This window comes from Pantoea sp. RIT413, from assembly GCF_003057675.2.
Lineage (GTDB): Bacteria > Pseudomonadota > Gammaproteobacteria > Enterobacterales > Enterobacteriaceae > Pantoea > Pantoea eucrina.
On sequence record NZ_QBJB02000011.1, the window covers coordinates 31,541 to 45,413 of the forward strand.

Below are 13,873 nucleotides of genomic sequence, written 5' to 3' on the forward strand. Positions count from 1 at the left end.
CTGCAGCGCAGAAAAGAAAAAAGCGTGCTGTTAACCAGCACGCGAACGCATCGGACAGATGCCCAGAGCCCACCATACAGACTTGTTGTTATTATCCGTTTCTTGCTCGCACGCTGGCGAATTCTTTCAGGCTAAAACGGTACGCAGGCTGGAACCAGGCGCGACCGTAGTAGCAACAGAGCAGCATTCTGACGGAGACCAGCGCAAGGTATCCCCAGACCGCGCATAGCGCCGACGGCATCAGCCACACCGTAAAGAGTGTTGCCGCCAGGCCCGCTGCTACCGAGGTGATCTCAATAAAAGCGATACGCGTAAACTGCTTTTCCCGCTGCAGGATAGCCCGGTAGTGCTGCCCCTGCGGGATAATAATAAATATTACCGACATCATCTCCAGCATAACCGCAAGATGCGGCTGCTGCGCTATTATAGCGCTATAAATGTCACTGCCAATAAACAATGCTGCAAAAATAAATAAGCCGGTAAAAATACTTCCCCAGTAAAGAACGGACATTTCGCTATTATTAAAGCTTATTTTGCGAATTATTTTATTATTAAAGCCGCGATCGGCAAGTGTATCGATAACCAGCAGAGCCAGTATGGCGATAACCAGCAGGTTTAATTCATTCGCCTGCAAAGTCTGCGCCAGCAGCGTCAATTGTAAAACGCCAATGCCAATAATTTTTGCTGAAGAGAGAAGCGACCATTTGGCGCTGGACAGCTCTCTTTCACGTATCGCCACAGTATGCTCATTATGGTACATGTACCATCACAGTTAAGGAGTTGTACAGAGCAGAAGCGGCACGCCCTGCACCTTAGTGCAGCACATCCTGACGCAATCCTGAGATACCTTTCAGGTTTTGCCATTTATAAATACACTGCAGCAAATGGTGTTCTGAAAATAGCGCAATACCGCAGGCGTTTATTATTTCTTTTGTCTGCACGGTATCTCCTCCGGTACGGAGGAAATCCGTGAGATCGTTATAAAATCCTTTTGTATTATTATAATCCCCGGCCAGCATCCGTCTGGCAATCTCAACGAATTCTTTTTCTGACAACAAAGGATAAGTTGAGCGATCCATGTTTTTCCCTGTTTTTATTATTAAGTCTTGCTGTGTGTGAATACGTTATACAGTTTTTTATTTAATTTAACACCATGAGAAAATTCCTATAAACAAACTTTAGAAATTAATGGTTTCAGACTATGCATTAAAATAGTTAAGCAGCGATGTTTCTGACTAATTAATATTTTCAGGAAACTGTCTTATTTCTCTCAGCGCCTGACCTCCAAATGATATGAATATCTTTTTATATCAATACCTTTACAGGATTACGTCATGCGGTCAGCCAGGAATTTTCCTGTTAACAACGCTTTAGCCTGGCTGGGGATACGGTGCTGAAATCGGAGAAAAAACCACGAAACAGTTAAGGAGTACTGCGCAAAAAAAATGCAGTTTTTTTTGTAATTGCGCCCAGCAATGGCTGGGAAATCAGGATTTATGTAAGCGTTTGATTCTAGTGAGTTAAAAGATAAAGTAATCTTTCCATGTCGGCGCGCAGGGCCGCCACTTCCTGCACGAAGTGCGCATCGGAAGTAAAAGGCTGACAGTAGAGCACGGCCACAAGTTCAGCTCCCTGGCCATTAGCAATCACGCGCATCGGCATGTAGCGCTCTTTACCGCTGCCGTTATCTGTCCAGTAGTCCATAACGCCAAACGGATTATGCGGGGTAAAACGCAGTTTCAGCGAATTCTCTCCGCGCTTTGCCCGCCAGTATTGTCCCTCCTGCACCAGTGTTGCGCCGTTCAGGTCGCTTACCCATTTTGCAAAACAGGTGGGTTGCCAGATGGTTTCATACAGATCCAGCCAGTTACGCGGCACGGTAAGCGTGAGAGTCTGTGAGGGCAGCATAATGCCTCCTGAGGCAGTGTCATTCATAATGAACTCACCCTATCGGAAGCTGACCGGGCTGCCTATGACGCAACAGAAAAAGTGTGGTGCAGCAGAGGTTTTTTGCGCTATGGCCGGTGAAGCCGCGCCGCCGGCAGGAGGATGGCTGTTACGTGAGGGGGCAGGGCAGCCGGCAGCGGATGCTGCCAGCGGGTGGATCCTGATTACCGGAGCGGCAGTCCGCACGAAAGAGGAAATGCATGCGGACCGTTATTGCGCAGATCAGACGTAAAGAGAGGCTTCACCTGGCGGACGCGTTTTGAAACGACGATGCAGCCACAGGTACTGCTCCGGCGCACGCAGGATCTCTTTTTCAATCACTCTGTTCATATAGGCAGCGGCAGCGGCTTCATCTTCATGCGGATAGCCTTCCAGTTCCGGCTGAATGATGAGCTGGTATCCGGTTTTATCCGGATTGCGGATCAGGACAATCGTCAGCATTGCGGGCCGCGCAAGACGCGACAGAACAAAAGTACCGTTCGTGGTAGCGGCTTTCTCTACTGCAAACAGCGGTGCAAATACGCTGCCTTTCGGACCGTAATCCTGATCGGGGGCAAACCAGACGGCTTCGCCCTGCTTCAGCGCCTGCACCATGCCGCGTAGATCGCGACGGTCAATCATCGCTTTATTGGAACGCATACGGCCTCTGGTCTGCGCCCACTCCATCGCCTGATTGTTATGCGGACGATACATGGCCATCATTGGCTGACAGAGACCGGTAATGCGGCCGCCCAGCTCCAGCGACATAAAGTGCACGCCGATAACCATCACGCCGCGCTGCTGATTCTGCGCATTCTGCAGGTTAGCAATGCCGCTGACGTCAAACAGACGACGAACCCGCGCATCTGACCAGAACCATGCGATACCGGTTTCCGCCAGCGCCATGCCGAGCGACTCAAAGTTGCCGGCAATCATGACCTCTTTCTCTTCTTCATTAATATGCGGGAAGCAGAGTTCAATATTGCGACGGGTGATGCGTTCGCGCCGCTTGAGGAAATGGCGCGAGAGTTTACCCGCCGTTGCCCCGAGACGGATCAGAACGGGATAGGGAAGCTGCACCAGCAGCCAGAGCACGGCCAGACCGAACCAGGTAAACCAGTAACGGGGATGCAGCAGTGTGGAGCGAAACTGTCCGGTTTTCTTCATAGCACCTTCATAGGTAGAGTAAATGTAACGCGCTAAGAAGTCGGTCCATGGTTCCTGGTGCGGTACAACTGTAGTAATTACGACCGGCACTTTAGCAAATAGTGCCTTAGGAATTCTGCTAACTTTAGTATCTTTAGGATTGATGGAATTTATGGAACCCGGGACATTACCGGCTGCAGGAAGGATGAGTTTTCTATTAATTGAGTAAAATCAATCAGATAAAATAGCAGTATTAATGCTGAAGATACCGCAGATATGTCAGGACAGGTCAGCAGCAGACACAGCTGTACATCATTGCACGCACAATGCTTACATTGCAAAAGATAAAAAATAGTCTAGCGAAAGGGTTGCTGCCTGAACCTGCTGCTGCGGGCTCAGGCAGAGATGCTGCTGAGGCTGGCAGATGAAACGTTATTCGATGTTCTGAATCTGCTCGCGCATCTGCTCAATCAGCACCTTCAGCTCAATGGCTGAAGCGGTGATATCTGCATTGATCGATTTAGAGGCTAAGGTGTTCGACTCGCGGTTAAACTCCTGCATCATAAAGTCGAGGCGACGGCCGACCGCTTCCTTCTTCTTCAGGATGTTGTAGGTCTCTTTAACATGCGCGTCGAGGCGATCCAGCTCCTCCGCCACGTCAACGCGCTGGGCCATCATGACCAGTTCCTGCTCCAGACGATTATTCTCCAGCTGAACTTCTGCCTCTTCCAGCCGGGTCACCAGGCGTTCGCGCTGCCATTTCAGCACGTCCGGCATCTGCGCACGTACTTTGCTGACTTCCTGCGATACGCCCGCAAGACGCTGCTCAATCAGACTCTTCAGCGCGTTACCTTCACTTTCACGCGCTTCGATAAAGTCATCCAGCGCGCCATCCAGCGCCGTCAGCAACTCAGCATTAATGGCGTCCAGATCCTGCTCCGGTGCTGACATTACACCCGGCCAGCGCAGAATATCCAGCGGATTAATGGCACCCTCATCGCTCTGCATTTTTACCCAGTTGGCAGCCTGCACCAGCTGTTTTGCCAGCGCTTCGTTCAGTTGCAGCTCGCCCTGTGCGCCCGGATCGGCATCAAAACGCAGATGGCACTCAATTTTGCCGCGCGTCAGGCGGGTGCGGATGCGCTCGCGGATCACCGGCTCCAGGCCGCGGAACTGTTCCGGCAGGCGAATATAGGTTTCCAGATAGCGCTGGTTCACCGAGCGCAGTTCCCAGGTCGCGCTGCCCCAGCTGCCTTTGGCTTCGCGACGGGCGTAAGCGGTCATACTGCGGATCATAAGCTTGTACTCTTTCAGGGAATGTTCTGCGCATTATAGCGGCGTGCGGTGCGGCGGGATAGGGATAGCAAAACGCTGCTATGTTTAGAGCAGGCCTACTGATCCTGAGCGAGCATATTACCCGGCGATGATGATGTCCGATCTGTTTCGTACTCCGTATAAGTCTTTTTGCAGCCTGGTGGCACTGCTGCTGCTGGCCGGATGTCAGACTGCACCCGCGCGCCTGCAGCCGATCCCGCAGCACAACGCACCGGTGGCGCTGTGTGGTGCCGGAGAGATGATGATGCAGACCACGCTGTGGCTGAGTGCAGTGCCGGAGCGGGAATGGCAGCCGTTTCTGCGTGAGGAGCTGATGCCGCACTTTGGCGATACGCTGACAAGCTATGACGCCGCAGGAAAGGGAGAAGCGCGCCGGGTTGTAGTGCTGCTCTATCCGCCGGATGTCGCCTTTTCTGCCGTGATTGAGCGCGCGCGCGACCGGTATCGTACGCGCTTTAACGCCAAAACCACTACCCGCATCGATACGCTGGTCTGCGCCGCGGTCCGCTGAGCAGAAAGAGAATCGTCGATCTGCTCCACGCGCGCGGGACAGCTGCGGCTGAAGTCCGTATAATGCGCAGCCAAACTCAAGCAAGCCGGAGAGAACCTATGCGTCCTGCAGGCCGTAGCACTTCTGAAGTGCGCCCCGTTACCCTTACCCGTCACTACACCAGACACGCCGAAGGCTCGGTTCTGGTTGAATTTGGTGAAACCAAAGTGCTCTGCACCGCGACCGTCGAGGAAGGCGTGCCGCGTTTTCTTAAGGGTAAAGGTCAGGGCTGGGTAACCGCAGAATATGGCATGCTGCCGCGTTCAACCCACAGCCGCATGGCGCGCGAAGCGGCCAAAGGCAAGCAGGGTGGCCGTACGCTGGAAATCCAGCGTCTGATTGCCCGCTCGCTGCGTGCTGCGGTTGACCTCGCCGCGCTGGGTGAATACACCATCACGCTGGATTGCGATGTAATTCAGGCGGACGGCGGCACGCGTACCGCGTCAATTACCGGCGCCTGCGTGGCGCTGGCGGATGCGCTGAATGCGCTGGTTGCCGCAGGTAAACTGAAGAGCAGCCCGCTGAAAGGCATGGTAGCCGCTATCTCCGTCGGTATCGTTGGCAGCGAGGCGCTGTGCGATCTGGAGTATGTTGAAGATTCCGCAGCGGAAACGGATATGAACGTGGTGATGATGGAAGATGGCCGCATGATTGAGGTGCAGGGCACCGCAGAAGGCGAGCCGTTCAGCCACGAGGAGCTATTAACACTGCTGGCGCTGGCGCGAGGCGGGATTGAACAGTTGATTCAGGCGCAGAAGGCTGCGCTATCCAGTTGATGTACTAAGGCGACCCCCGGGTCGCCTTTTGTTTATTTGAGGAGTGAGAGATGAAAGCCTGGCAGCGTCAGTTTATTGAATTTGCCCTGAATAAAGGGGTGCTGAAATTTGGTGAGTTTACCCTGAAGTCGGGGCGAAAAAGCCCCTACTTTTTTAATGCCGGCCTGTTTAACAGCGGACGCGATCTGGCCCTGCTGGGGCGTTTCTATGCGCAGGCGCTGGTTGACGGCGGTGTCAGTTTCGACCTGCTGTTTGGCCCGGCGTATAAAGGTATTCCCATCGCCACGACCACCGCCGTGGCGCTGGCCGACCATCACGATCGCGACGTGCCCTACTGCTTTAACCGTAAAGAAGCAAAAGATCACGGTGAAGGCGGTTTGCTGGTGGGCAGCACGCTGGAAGGCAAAGTGATGCTGGTTGATGATGTGATCACCGCCGGTACGGCGATTCGCGAATCGATGGACATTATCAGCGCGCATCATGCCACGCTGGCTGGCGTCCTGATTTCACTCGATCGCCAGGAGCGCGGGCGCGGGGAGATATCAGCGATTCAGGAAGTCGAGCGCGACTATCACTGTACGGTTACCGCCATTATTACCCTGAGCGATCTGATTGATTATCTGGCTGAGAAGCCGGAGATGGCAGACCATCTGGCGAAGGTACGCGCTTACCGTAACGAATACGGTATCTGAAACCGCGCTGCGGCCGCCATCAGTGACGGCCGCAGCATGCGCGCTGATGCACGCCTGGCCCGGCAGGCAAGAGGTTAAATCAGCTGCGCGGCTATCAGCGGCCAGCGGCTGTCAAACTCCGCAGTCGGACTGTAGCGAAACTCAGAACGGACAAAGCGCGACAGCAGGCCTTCACAAAACGCCAGCAGCTGGCTGGCCAGCAGGGCCTCATCTGTCCGGAACCCCTCTCCGTCGCGGATTTTCTTTTCGCGCATTACCTGACGCATCTGCGTTTCAATGCGCTCAAACAGCTGGTTGATACGTCCCTGCAGGCGATCCTGTTCAAACATCAGCGCGTGGCCGGTCAGAATACGCGTCAGCCCCGGATTACGCTCACCAAATCCCAGGATCAGCTGCACAATCAGACGCAATCGTGTCGTGGTCTCTTTTTCGTCATTCAGGATCAGATTGATGCGGGTAATCAGACTCTCTTCGATAAACTCAATCAGACTGTCAAACATCCGTGTTTTACTGGGGAAGTGGCGGTAGAGGGCCGCCTCGGAAACGCCTACGTTAGCGGCCAGCCGGGCGGTGGTAATTCGCTGGGTGCCATCCCCTGACTCCAGCATCTGCGCCAGCGTCTGCAAAATATCTTCGCGACGATTCCTTTTCGCGACTTTTTTCTCTGCCATGACCTTCAACACCCCTGAAATTCATTAAATACAGGCAATACCTGCCTGTCTGCCACAGGTAATTACCTGCAGCGACATGCGTTAACAAGATGGCTAAATGAAGAGTGGTAACTTACTGACGGCCAGAGTGGCCAAACCCGCCTGCACCGCGATCGCTGGTGTCAAAATCTTCGACCAGGTTAAATTCCGCCTGTACCACCGGCACAAACACCAGCTGCGCCAGACGATCGCCCGGCTGCAGGGTAAAGTGCTCCTGACCGCGGTTCCAGACTGAAACCATAAGCTGTCCCTGGTAGTCAGAATCGATCAGGCCGACCAGATTACCGAGCACGATACCGTGCTTGTGGCCCAGGCCGGAGCGCGGCAGGATCACCGCGGCCAGCGTCGGGTCAGCGATGTGGATGGCGAGGCCGGTTGGTACCAGGGTAGTCATACCTGGCGCGATCTCCAGTGCCTCATCAAGGCAGGCGCGTAAGTCGAGACCTGCAGAACCAGAGGTGGCGTAAGCGGGCAGCGGAAAGTCGCTGCCAACGCGCGCATCAAGAATTTTAACGTCTATTTTTTTCATCATAACGGCTGACTATCTCGTCTATTAACTGTTGGCCAAGGAGCGACTTATCGCTGAGCGGTAAGCGTTTTTCTCCCTCCTGCCAGAAAAGGTGAAGCGCATTGGTGTCGCTGTTAAAACCCTGACCCGCCTGCGCGACATCGTTAGCGCAAATCAGATCCAGATTTTTCCGTACGCGTTTTTGCCGCGCGTATTCTTCCACATTCCGGGTTTCGGCGGCAAATCCCACCACGTAGGGACGATTCTCCTGCAGTGCCGCCACGCCGGCGACAATGTCCGGATTCTTCACCAGCTGCAGCGTGACGTTATCGTCGTCACCCTGTTTTTTCATTTTTTCAGCTGCAACGGTTGCCGCGCGATAGTCCGCCACGGCGGCACTGGCAATAAAGATATGCTGCTGGCCGATTTGCGCCATGACCGCCGCCTGCATCTCCAGCGCGGTCGTCACGTCGATACGCTGCACGCCGGCGGGGGCGGCCAGCGTGACCGGACCGGAGACCAGCGTGACGCGCGCACCGCGCCGGGCCGCGGCGGCGGCTATCGCGTAGCCCATTTTGCCTGAGCTGTGGTTGCTGATATAGCGCACCGGATCCAGCGCTTCGCGGGTCGGACCCGCGGTAATCATGATACTGAGATGCTGCAGATCGCGGGCTGGCTCGGCCCACTCAAGCGCATGCGCCACAATCGCCAGCGGATCGAGCATACGGCCTGGTCCTGTGTCACCGCACGCCTGGCTGCCGCTATCCGGTCCCCAGATCATGACGCCGCGCTGCTGCAGGCGCTGCAGGTTCTCCTGCGTAATGGCGGCACGGTACATCTGCTGATTCATCGCCGGTACCAGCGCCAGCGGCGCGTCGCTGGCGAGACAGGCGGTAGTCACCAGATCGTTAGCCATCCCGGCAGTTATACGGGCGATTAAATCAGCCGAGGCGGGAGCCAGTACAATCAGGTCAGCCCATTTCGCCAGCTCAATATGGCCCATCGCGGCTTCGGCAGCGGGATCGAGCAGGTCATCAAACACCGGGTAGCCGGAGACCGCCTGCAGACTGAGCGGGGTAATAAAGGCGCGGGCTGCGGAGGTCATCATTACGCGCACCTCGGCGCCGCGATCGCGCAGACGTCGCACCAGCTCCGGCGCTTTATAGGCAGCGATACCGCCGCTGACGCCCAGCAGAATTTTTTTCCCGGCTAATCCAGTCATGTTGTTTGCCTCAACTTAACGCATGATGCCGCGCCCGGCGCAGCAGACAGGCCAACTTTATCATAAAACCGCCCGGCCGCCTGTTCACCGACCGTGCCCTTTGCGAGGCATCTCTGAAAAGAGAAATGCAGCACTGGCATCGCTGACCGCCAGCGCGCATCCTGACGCTCCGCCACAGGGAGTAGCGCAATGAAGAAACTGGCACCACGGGAAAAACTGATACAGGCGGGCGCAGAGTCGCTGGATGATGCCGAGCTGCTGGCGATTTTTCTGCGCACCGGTACGCGCGGCATCAGCGTTATGACGCTGGCGCGGCAGATGCTCAATGAGTTTGGCTCACTGTATCGCATCATGACCGCCAGCGAGCGAGAACTGAGCCTGATTAAAGGCGTTGGCCGGGCAAAGCTGACCCAGCTGCACGCGATAGCCGAGCTGGGACGGCGTTTTTTTGCCAGCCAGCTGGCGCGTGAAAATGTGATGGAGAATCCGCAGGTCACACGTCACTATCTGCAAAGCGTACTGGCCCATGAGAAGCGGGAGATTTTCATGGTGCTGTTTCTTGATAACCAGCATCGCGTATTGCAGGCGCAGAAGATGTTTTCCGGCTCAATCAGCAGCGTGGAGGTTCATCCGCGCGAAATTGTGCGGGAAGCGCTGAAAATTAACGCTGCAGCGGTGATTCTGGCGCACAATCACCCTTCGGGACACGCCGATCCGAGCCGTGCCGATCGGGAAATTACCACCAAAATTGCCCAGGCCTGCGCGCTGCTGAGTATTCGCCTGCTGGACCATCTGGTGATCGGTCACGGCGAGTTTACCTCATTCGCTGAGCGCGGCTGGCTATAGTTTTACGCCTCAATCGGGCAGAAATGCGGCGTTTTTGCGCGATCCGGAGGGATCTTTATCTGTTCGGGACTTGAGCACTTGAGCTGAGCGGCGTATACTACGCCACCTTTGAGAATCTCGGGTTTGGCGTTTGGGCCAGCTTAGCGGGTTCACATGGAACTCGCCTGGCGGGCTAAGGCCTGACGAGGCGGCCAAAACCTATGTTTTTAAAGCTCGAGCTGATTTGATTTTTGGAGAATAGAAATGTCACGAGTCTGCCAGGTAACTGGAAAGCGTCCGGTGACCGGTAACAACCGTTCCCACGCAATGAACGCGACGAAACGCCGTTTCCTGCCGAACCTGCACTCTCACCGTTTCTGGGTTGAGAGCGAGAAGCGCTTCGTTACTCTGCGTGTATCTGCTAAAGGTATGCGTGTTATTGATAAAAAGGGCATCGATACGGTTCTGGCCGAAATCCGCGCCCGTGGTGAGAAGTACTAAGGAACTGAATCATGGCTAAAGGTATTCGTGAGAAGATCAAGCTGGTTTCCTCTGCTGGTACAGGTCACTTCTATACCACCACGAAGAACAAGCGTACTAAACCTGAGAAACTGGAACTGAAAAAGTTCGATCCGGTTGTACGTCAGCACGTGATCTACAAAGAAGCCAAAATTAAGTAATTTTGGTGTTCTTGCGAAAAACCCGGCTCCGGCCGGGTTTTTTGTTTGTGCGCTATGTCAACACGTTGAGGAGATGCGATGCCTGAATTACCTGAGGTAGAAACCAGCCGACGCGGTATTGAGCCTCACCTGGTGGGGGAAACCATTCTGCACGCTATTGTGCGCAATGCGCGCCTGCGCTGGCCGGTTTCCAGTGAAATACACGCGCTGAGCGATCAGCCGGTACTGAGCGTGCAGCGGCGGGCAAAGTATCTGCTGCTGGAGCTGCCCCATGGCTGGATCATCATTCATCTCGGCATGTCCGGCAGCCTGCGCATTCTGCCCGGTGAACAGCCGGCAGAAAAGCATGACCATGTCGAGCTGGTCATGAGTAACGGCAAAGTGCTGCGCTATACCGATCCGCGACGTTTTGGCGCGTGGCTCTGGAGCGCCGATCCGGCGGGCAGCAGCGTGCTGGCCCATCTTGGACCGGAGCCGCTGAGCGACGCCTTCAGCAGTGACTATCTGTTTACCCGCTCGCGCGGCAAGCGTACCGCCATCAAGCAGTGGCTGATGGACAATAAAATTGTGGTCGGGGTGGGCAATATTTACGCCAGTGAGTCGCTGTTCACCGCCGGTATACTGCCGGATCGGGCAGCGGGAAGCCTGAGCGAGGCGGAAGCGACGCTGCTGGTGGACACGATAAAAGCGGTGCTGCTGCGCTCCATTGAGCAGGGAGGCACCACGCTGCGCGATTTTTTACAGACCGACGGAAAGCCTGGCTATTTTGCTCAGCAGCTGCAGGTTTACGGCCGCGCTGGCGAACCCTGCCGCGCCTGCGGCACGCCGATCCTCAGCGGCCGGCATGGACAGCGCAGCACCTTCTGGTGTCCGCACTGCCAGCACTGATCACGGCTGCTGCAGTCTGGCCAGCAGCGCCTGATGAATGACGGCAGGCAGGAATGCCTGTACGTCACCGCCGTGACGCGCCACCTCTTTAACCAGCGATGACGACACAAATGAGAAGCCCTGCGACGGCAGCAGAAACACCGTTTCCAGCGCGGGCAGCAGATGGCGGTTCATCTGTGCCAGCTGTGATTCGTACTCAAAATCAGCCACCGCCCGCACGCCGCGGACCAGTACGTTCGCCTGCTGCGTCCGGGCAAAATCAGCCATCAGCTCATTAAAGCCCACGACCTCAACGTTAGTCAGGTGCGCTGTGGCCTGACGCGCTAAATCGACGCGTTCGTCCAGCGTAAACAGCGGTTTCTTACCGGGGCTGGCAGCAATCGCCACGACCAGGCGATCAAACATGCGGGCCGCGCGCGTGACAATATCAAGGTGTCCGAGCGTCATCGGGTCAAACGTGCCGGGATATATCGCTTTCGTACTCATACGCGGCCTTGTGCAGAAGTATGGTGCAGCGCCCAGAGCGCGGCATATTTATTGAACGTGTACTGTGCGTTAACCACTGCCAGGATCCAGCCCTGCTTCCCGTCAAGAAAGCCGGCGCGCAGCAGCAGCGTTTTAGCAAACGCCCCCAGCGTATGGGAGAAAATAGCGAACAGGCCGCAGCGCTTGCCGCGCTGAAAGCGCTCCTGCGCCCAGGCTTCGGCATAGTTCATCTGCTTACGCTGAAACGTTATCAGATCGCGGCAGGTGAGGTGCGCCAGATCGCCAGGCAGCGCCACCACGGGCGCGCCCTGCGTCTCCAGCGACTCATGCACCAGATTGTCGTTATAGCTGAGATGGCGCGGATAGAGACGCATCACGCGATCCGGATACCAGCCGCTGTGACGCATAAAACGGCCGAGGAAAAAATTGCTGCGGCTAAGGCTATAAACCGTGGCAGAAGGCGGCTGGCACAGCACCTGCTCAATTGAGCGGCGCAGCGCCGGAGTCACGCGCTCGTCAGCATCCAGCATCAGGATCATCTCTCCGGTAGCGAATGCCTGCGCGCGCTGGCGCTGCTTGCCATAGCCTGCCCACGGCAGCGCTTCATACACCTGCGCGCCCTGCGCCCGGGCAATCTCAGCAGTGGCGTCACTGCTGCCCGAATCAAGCAGGATAATTTCATCGGCCCAGGCAACAGATGCCAGCGCGTCAGGCAGAAGTTCAGCTTCATTCCGGGCGATCATCACGACCGAAAGACGTTGGCGTTGTGACATAAATTAGTGTGCTCGCGGTGGCAGATGAGGCTCCAGCAGCTGCAGCAGGCGCTGCAGCGCGCCCTGATTCTGATGCAAAACCTCAACGGCGTGACGGCCATAATAGCGACGATAGTCATCATCCTGCAGCAGATTGGCGACCTCTTTCTCCAGCGCAGCGGCGTCGCTGACCGTGATCAGCCCCTCTGCCTGCTGCAATTTGGCGCAGATATCTTTGAAGTTCCAGGTGTGCGGCCCCATCAACACCGGGATGGCATGAGCAGCAGGTTCGAGCGGGTTATGACCGCCGCGTTCAACCAGACTGCCGCCGACAAAAGCGAGGTCGGCAATGCCATACAGCAGCATCAGCTCGCCCATGGTGTCGCCAATCACGACCTGTGTGGCGGCGGAAGGAACCGCACCGCTGCTGCGCAGCATAAACGTAAAGCCGCGCTTTTGCGTCAGATGGCACGCATCCTTAAAGCGTTCCGGATGACGCGGCACCAGGATCAGCAGCAGATCGGGAAACTGCTGCAGCAGCTGGCGGTGGGCATCCAGCACGATGGCCTCTTCACCTTCGTGAGTGCTGGTGGCAATCCACACCGGACGGCGCGATGCCCACTGACGCCGCAGCGTAACGGCTCTGGCCGCCAGCTCTGGCGTAACGGAGATATCAAATTTCAGGCTGCCGGTGACCGCCAGGTGCGACCGTTTCAGGCCCAGGCTGAGAAAGCGGTCGCCATCTTCGCTGTTCTGCGCCGCGATAAGCGTGATGCTCTGCAGCAGATCGCGCATAAAGCCACCCAGCTTTTTATAGCCGCGGGCGGAACGCTCAGAGAGACGGGCGTTGGCGATGACCAGCGGAATCTCGCGCTGGTGCAGGATGCGAATGATATTTGGCCACAGCTCGGTTTCCATGATGATCACCAGACGCGGATCAACCGTATCCAGAAACCGGTTAATGGCACCGGGCAGATCGTACGGCAGGTAAACATGGTGCACATCTTTACCAAATGCCGACTGCGCGCGCTCTGAGCCGGTGGGCGTCATGGTGGTCACGGTGATGGGCAGTGACGGATAGCGATGGCGCAGCGCCCGCACCAGCGGTACTGCAGCCAGCGTTTCACCTACCGATACTGAATGCAGCACGATACCGTGCGGCTCAACCTTGCCGGTGCAGTAGCCATATCGCTCAGCCCAGCGTTTACGGTAGGCCGGCGCTTTGCGACCGCGCAGCCACAGGCGCAGCCAGATAAATGGCTGAATCAGATAGAGCAGGGCGGTATACAGGGTCGTCATAGTTATCGTTACGACATATTCGCGTCAAAAAACCGGAGAAAGGCGGCATACTATCAGAAATTCACCGCCTGCTCACAT

The 13,873-nt window shown here is 56.1% G+C and carries 18 protein-coding genes; 7 read left to right on the top strand and 11 right to left on the bottom strand.

The genetic code is table 11. The features are described from left to right. Positions 1–91: 91 nt before the first annotated feature. The 5 genes from DBY66_RS13600 to DBY66_RS13625 form a co-directional block, all read right to left on the bottom strand. Entirely contained in the window at positions 92–739 is a 648-nt protein-coding gene (locus tag DBY66_RS13600; RefSeq protein ID WP_186368996.1) for an oligosaccharide flippase family protein, read from the bottom strand. Positions 740–812: 73 nt separating this feature from the next. Beyond that, entirely contained in the window at positions 813–1,079 is a 267-nt protein-coding gene (locus DBY66_RS13605) for a hypothetical protein (RefSeq protein ID WP_071668654.1), read from the bottom strand. Positions 1,080–1,512: 433 nt separating this feature from the next. Continuing rightward, positions 1,513–1,908: a polyketide cyclase gene (locus DBY66_RS13610; RefSeq protein WP_071668653.1), complete on the bottom strand. Its 396-nt coding sequence runs from the start codon at positions 1,906–1,908 to the stop codon at positions 1,513–1,515. A gap of 261 nt (positions 1,909–2,169) precedes the next feature. Then, on the bottom strand, positions 2,170–3,093 hold the full coding sequence (lpxP, locus tag DBY66_RS13620) for a kdo(2)-lipid IV(A) palmitoleoyltransferase (RefSeq protein ID WP_094111960.1): 924 nt from the start codon (positions 3,091–3,093) through the stop codon (positions 2,170–2,172). A 411-nt stretch (positions 3,094–3,504) separates the two neighbouring features. Next, entirely contained in the window at positions 3,505–4,368 is an 864-nt protein-coding gene (locus DBY66_RS13625) for a YicC/YloC family endoribonuclease (protein WP_039381293.1), read from the bottom strand. 133 nt (positions 4,369–4,501) lie between these two features. Between DBY66_RS13625 and DBY66_RS13630 the strand changes: the two genes are divergently transcribed. The 3 genes from DBY66_RS13630 (at position 4,502) to pyrE (ending at position 6,425) form a co-directional block, all read left to right on the top strand. Continuing rightward, positions 4,502–4,918: a DUF3574 domain-containing protein gene (locus DBY66_RS13630; RefSeq protein ID WP_158249875.1), complete on the top strand. Its 417-nt coding sequence runs from the start codon at positions 4,502–4,504 to the stop codon at positions 4,916–4,918. 98 nt (positions 4,919–5,016) lie between these two features. Continuing rightward, positions 5,017–5,733 (top strand): ribonuclease PH, encoded by a 717-nt coding sequence (rph, locus tag DBY66_RS13635; protein WP_094111962.1) that lies wholly within the window; start codon positions 5,017–5,019, stop codon positions 5,731–5,733. 50 nt (positions 5,734–5,783) lie between these two features. After that, a complete protein-coding gene (gene pyrE, locus DBY66_RS13640) occupies positions 5,784–6,425 on the top strand; it encodes an orotate phosphoribosyltransferase (RefSeq protein ID WP_108570150.1) in 642 nt (213 codons plus the stop codon). Positions 6,426–6,499: 74 nt separating this feature from the next. Here pyrE and slmA read toward each other — a convergent pair whose 3' ends face one another. The 3 genes from slmA to coaBC all read right to left on the bottom strand — a co-directional run bounded on the left by slmA (position 6,500) and on the right by coaBC (position 8,865). Further along, the gene (slmA, locus tag DBY66_RS13645) at positions 6,500–7,096 is read right to left on the bottom strand and encodes a nucleoid occlusion factor SlmA (protein WP_108570149.1); all 597 of its coding nucleotides are present in this window, start codon (positions 7,094–7,096) and stop codon (positions 6,500–6,502) included. A gap of 112 nt (positions 7,097–7,208) precedes the next feature. Further along, a complete protein-coding gene (gene dut, locus DBY66_RS13650) occupies positions 7,209–7,667 on the bottom strand; it encodes a dUTP diphosphatase (RefSeq protein ID WP_039381277.1) in 459 nt (152 codons plus the stop codon). Continuing rightward, positions 7,645–8,865, bottom strand: coding sequence for a bifunctional phosphopantothenoylcysteine decarboxylase/phosphopantothenate--cysteine ligase CoaBC (gene coaBC / locus DBY66_RS13655; RefSeq protein ID WP_104086046.1), 1,221 nt, complete (start codon positions 8,863–8,865; stop codon positions 7,645–7,647). Before coaBC ends, dut begins: the two co-directional genes overlap by 23 nt. Before the next feature lie 189 nt (positions 8,866–9,054). Here coaBC and radC point away from each other — a divergent pair, with 189 nt between their 5' ends. From radC to mutM, 4 genes are all read left to right on the top strand, one after another. Continuing rightward, the gene (gene radC / locus DBY66_RS13660; protein WP_104086047.1) at positions 9,055–9,711 is read left to right on the top strand and encodes a DNA repair protein RadC; all 657 of its coding nucleotides are present in this window, start codon (positions 9,055–9,057) and stop codon (positions 9,709–9,711) included. Positions 9,712–9,954: 243 nt separating this feature from the next. Beyond that, positions 9,955–10,191 carry a 50S ribosomal protein L28 gene (gene rpmB / locus DBY66_RS13665; RefSeq protein ID WP_010616494.1) on the top strand — a complete coding sequence of 79 codons (237 nt, stop codon included), beginning with the start codon at positions 9,955–9,957 and terminating at the stop codon, positions 10,189–10,191. Between the two features lie 11 nt (positions 10,192–10,202). Next, positions 10,203–10,370, top strand: a complete 168-nt coding sequence (rpmG, locus tag DBY66_RS13670) for a 50S ribosomal protein L33 (RefSeq protein WP_001051798.1) — start codon at positions 10,203–10,205, stop codon at positions 10,368–10,370. A 78-nt stretch (positions 10,371–10,448) separates the two neighbouring features. Next, the gene (mutM, locus tag DBY66_RS13675) at positions 10,449–11,258 is read left to right on the top strand and encodes a bifunctional DNA-formamidopyrimidine glycosylase/DNA-(apurinic or apyrimidinic site) lyase (RefSeq protein ID WP_108570148.1); all 810 of its coding nucleotides are present in this window, start codon (positions 10,449–10,451) and stop codon (positions 11,256–11,258) included. Here the strand turns inward: mutM and coaD are convergent, their stop codons facing one another. From coaD to waaA, 3 genes are read right to left on the bottom strand one after another with little or no spacing between them, the layout of a single operon-like run. Further along, entirely contained in the window at positions 11,259–11,744 is a 486-nt protein-coding gene (coaD, locus tag DBY66_RS13680; protein WP_039381263.1) for a pantetheine-phosphate adenylyltransferase, read from the bottom strand. Next, positions 11,741–12,517 carry a glycosyltransferase family 2 protein gene (locus DBY66_RS13685; RefSeq protein ID WP_071668649.1) on the bottom strand — a complete coding sequence of 259 codons (777 nt, stop codon included), beginning with the start codon at positions 12,515–12,517 and terminating at the stop codon, positions 11,741–11,743. The genes coaD and DBY66_RS13685 overlap by 4 nt, the downstream gene beginning before the upstream one ends. Before the next feature lie 3 nt (positions 12,518–12,520). After that, positions 12,521–13,795 (bottom strand): lipid IV(A) 3-deoxy-D-manno-octulosonic acid transferase, encoded by a 1,275-nt coding sequence (gene waaA / locus DBY66_RS13690; RefSeq protein ID WP_039381256.1) that lies wholly within the window; start codon positions 13,793–13,795, stop codon positions 12,521–12,523. Between the last annotated feature and the right edge of the window lie 78 nt (positions 13,796–13,873).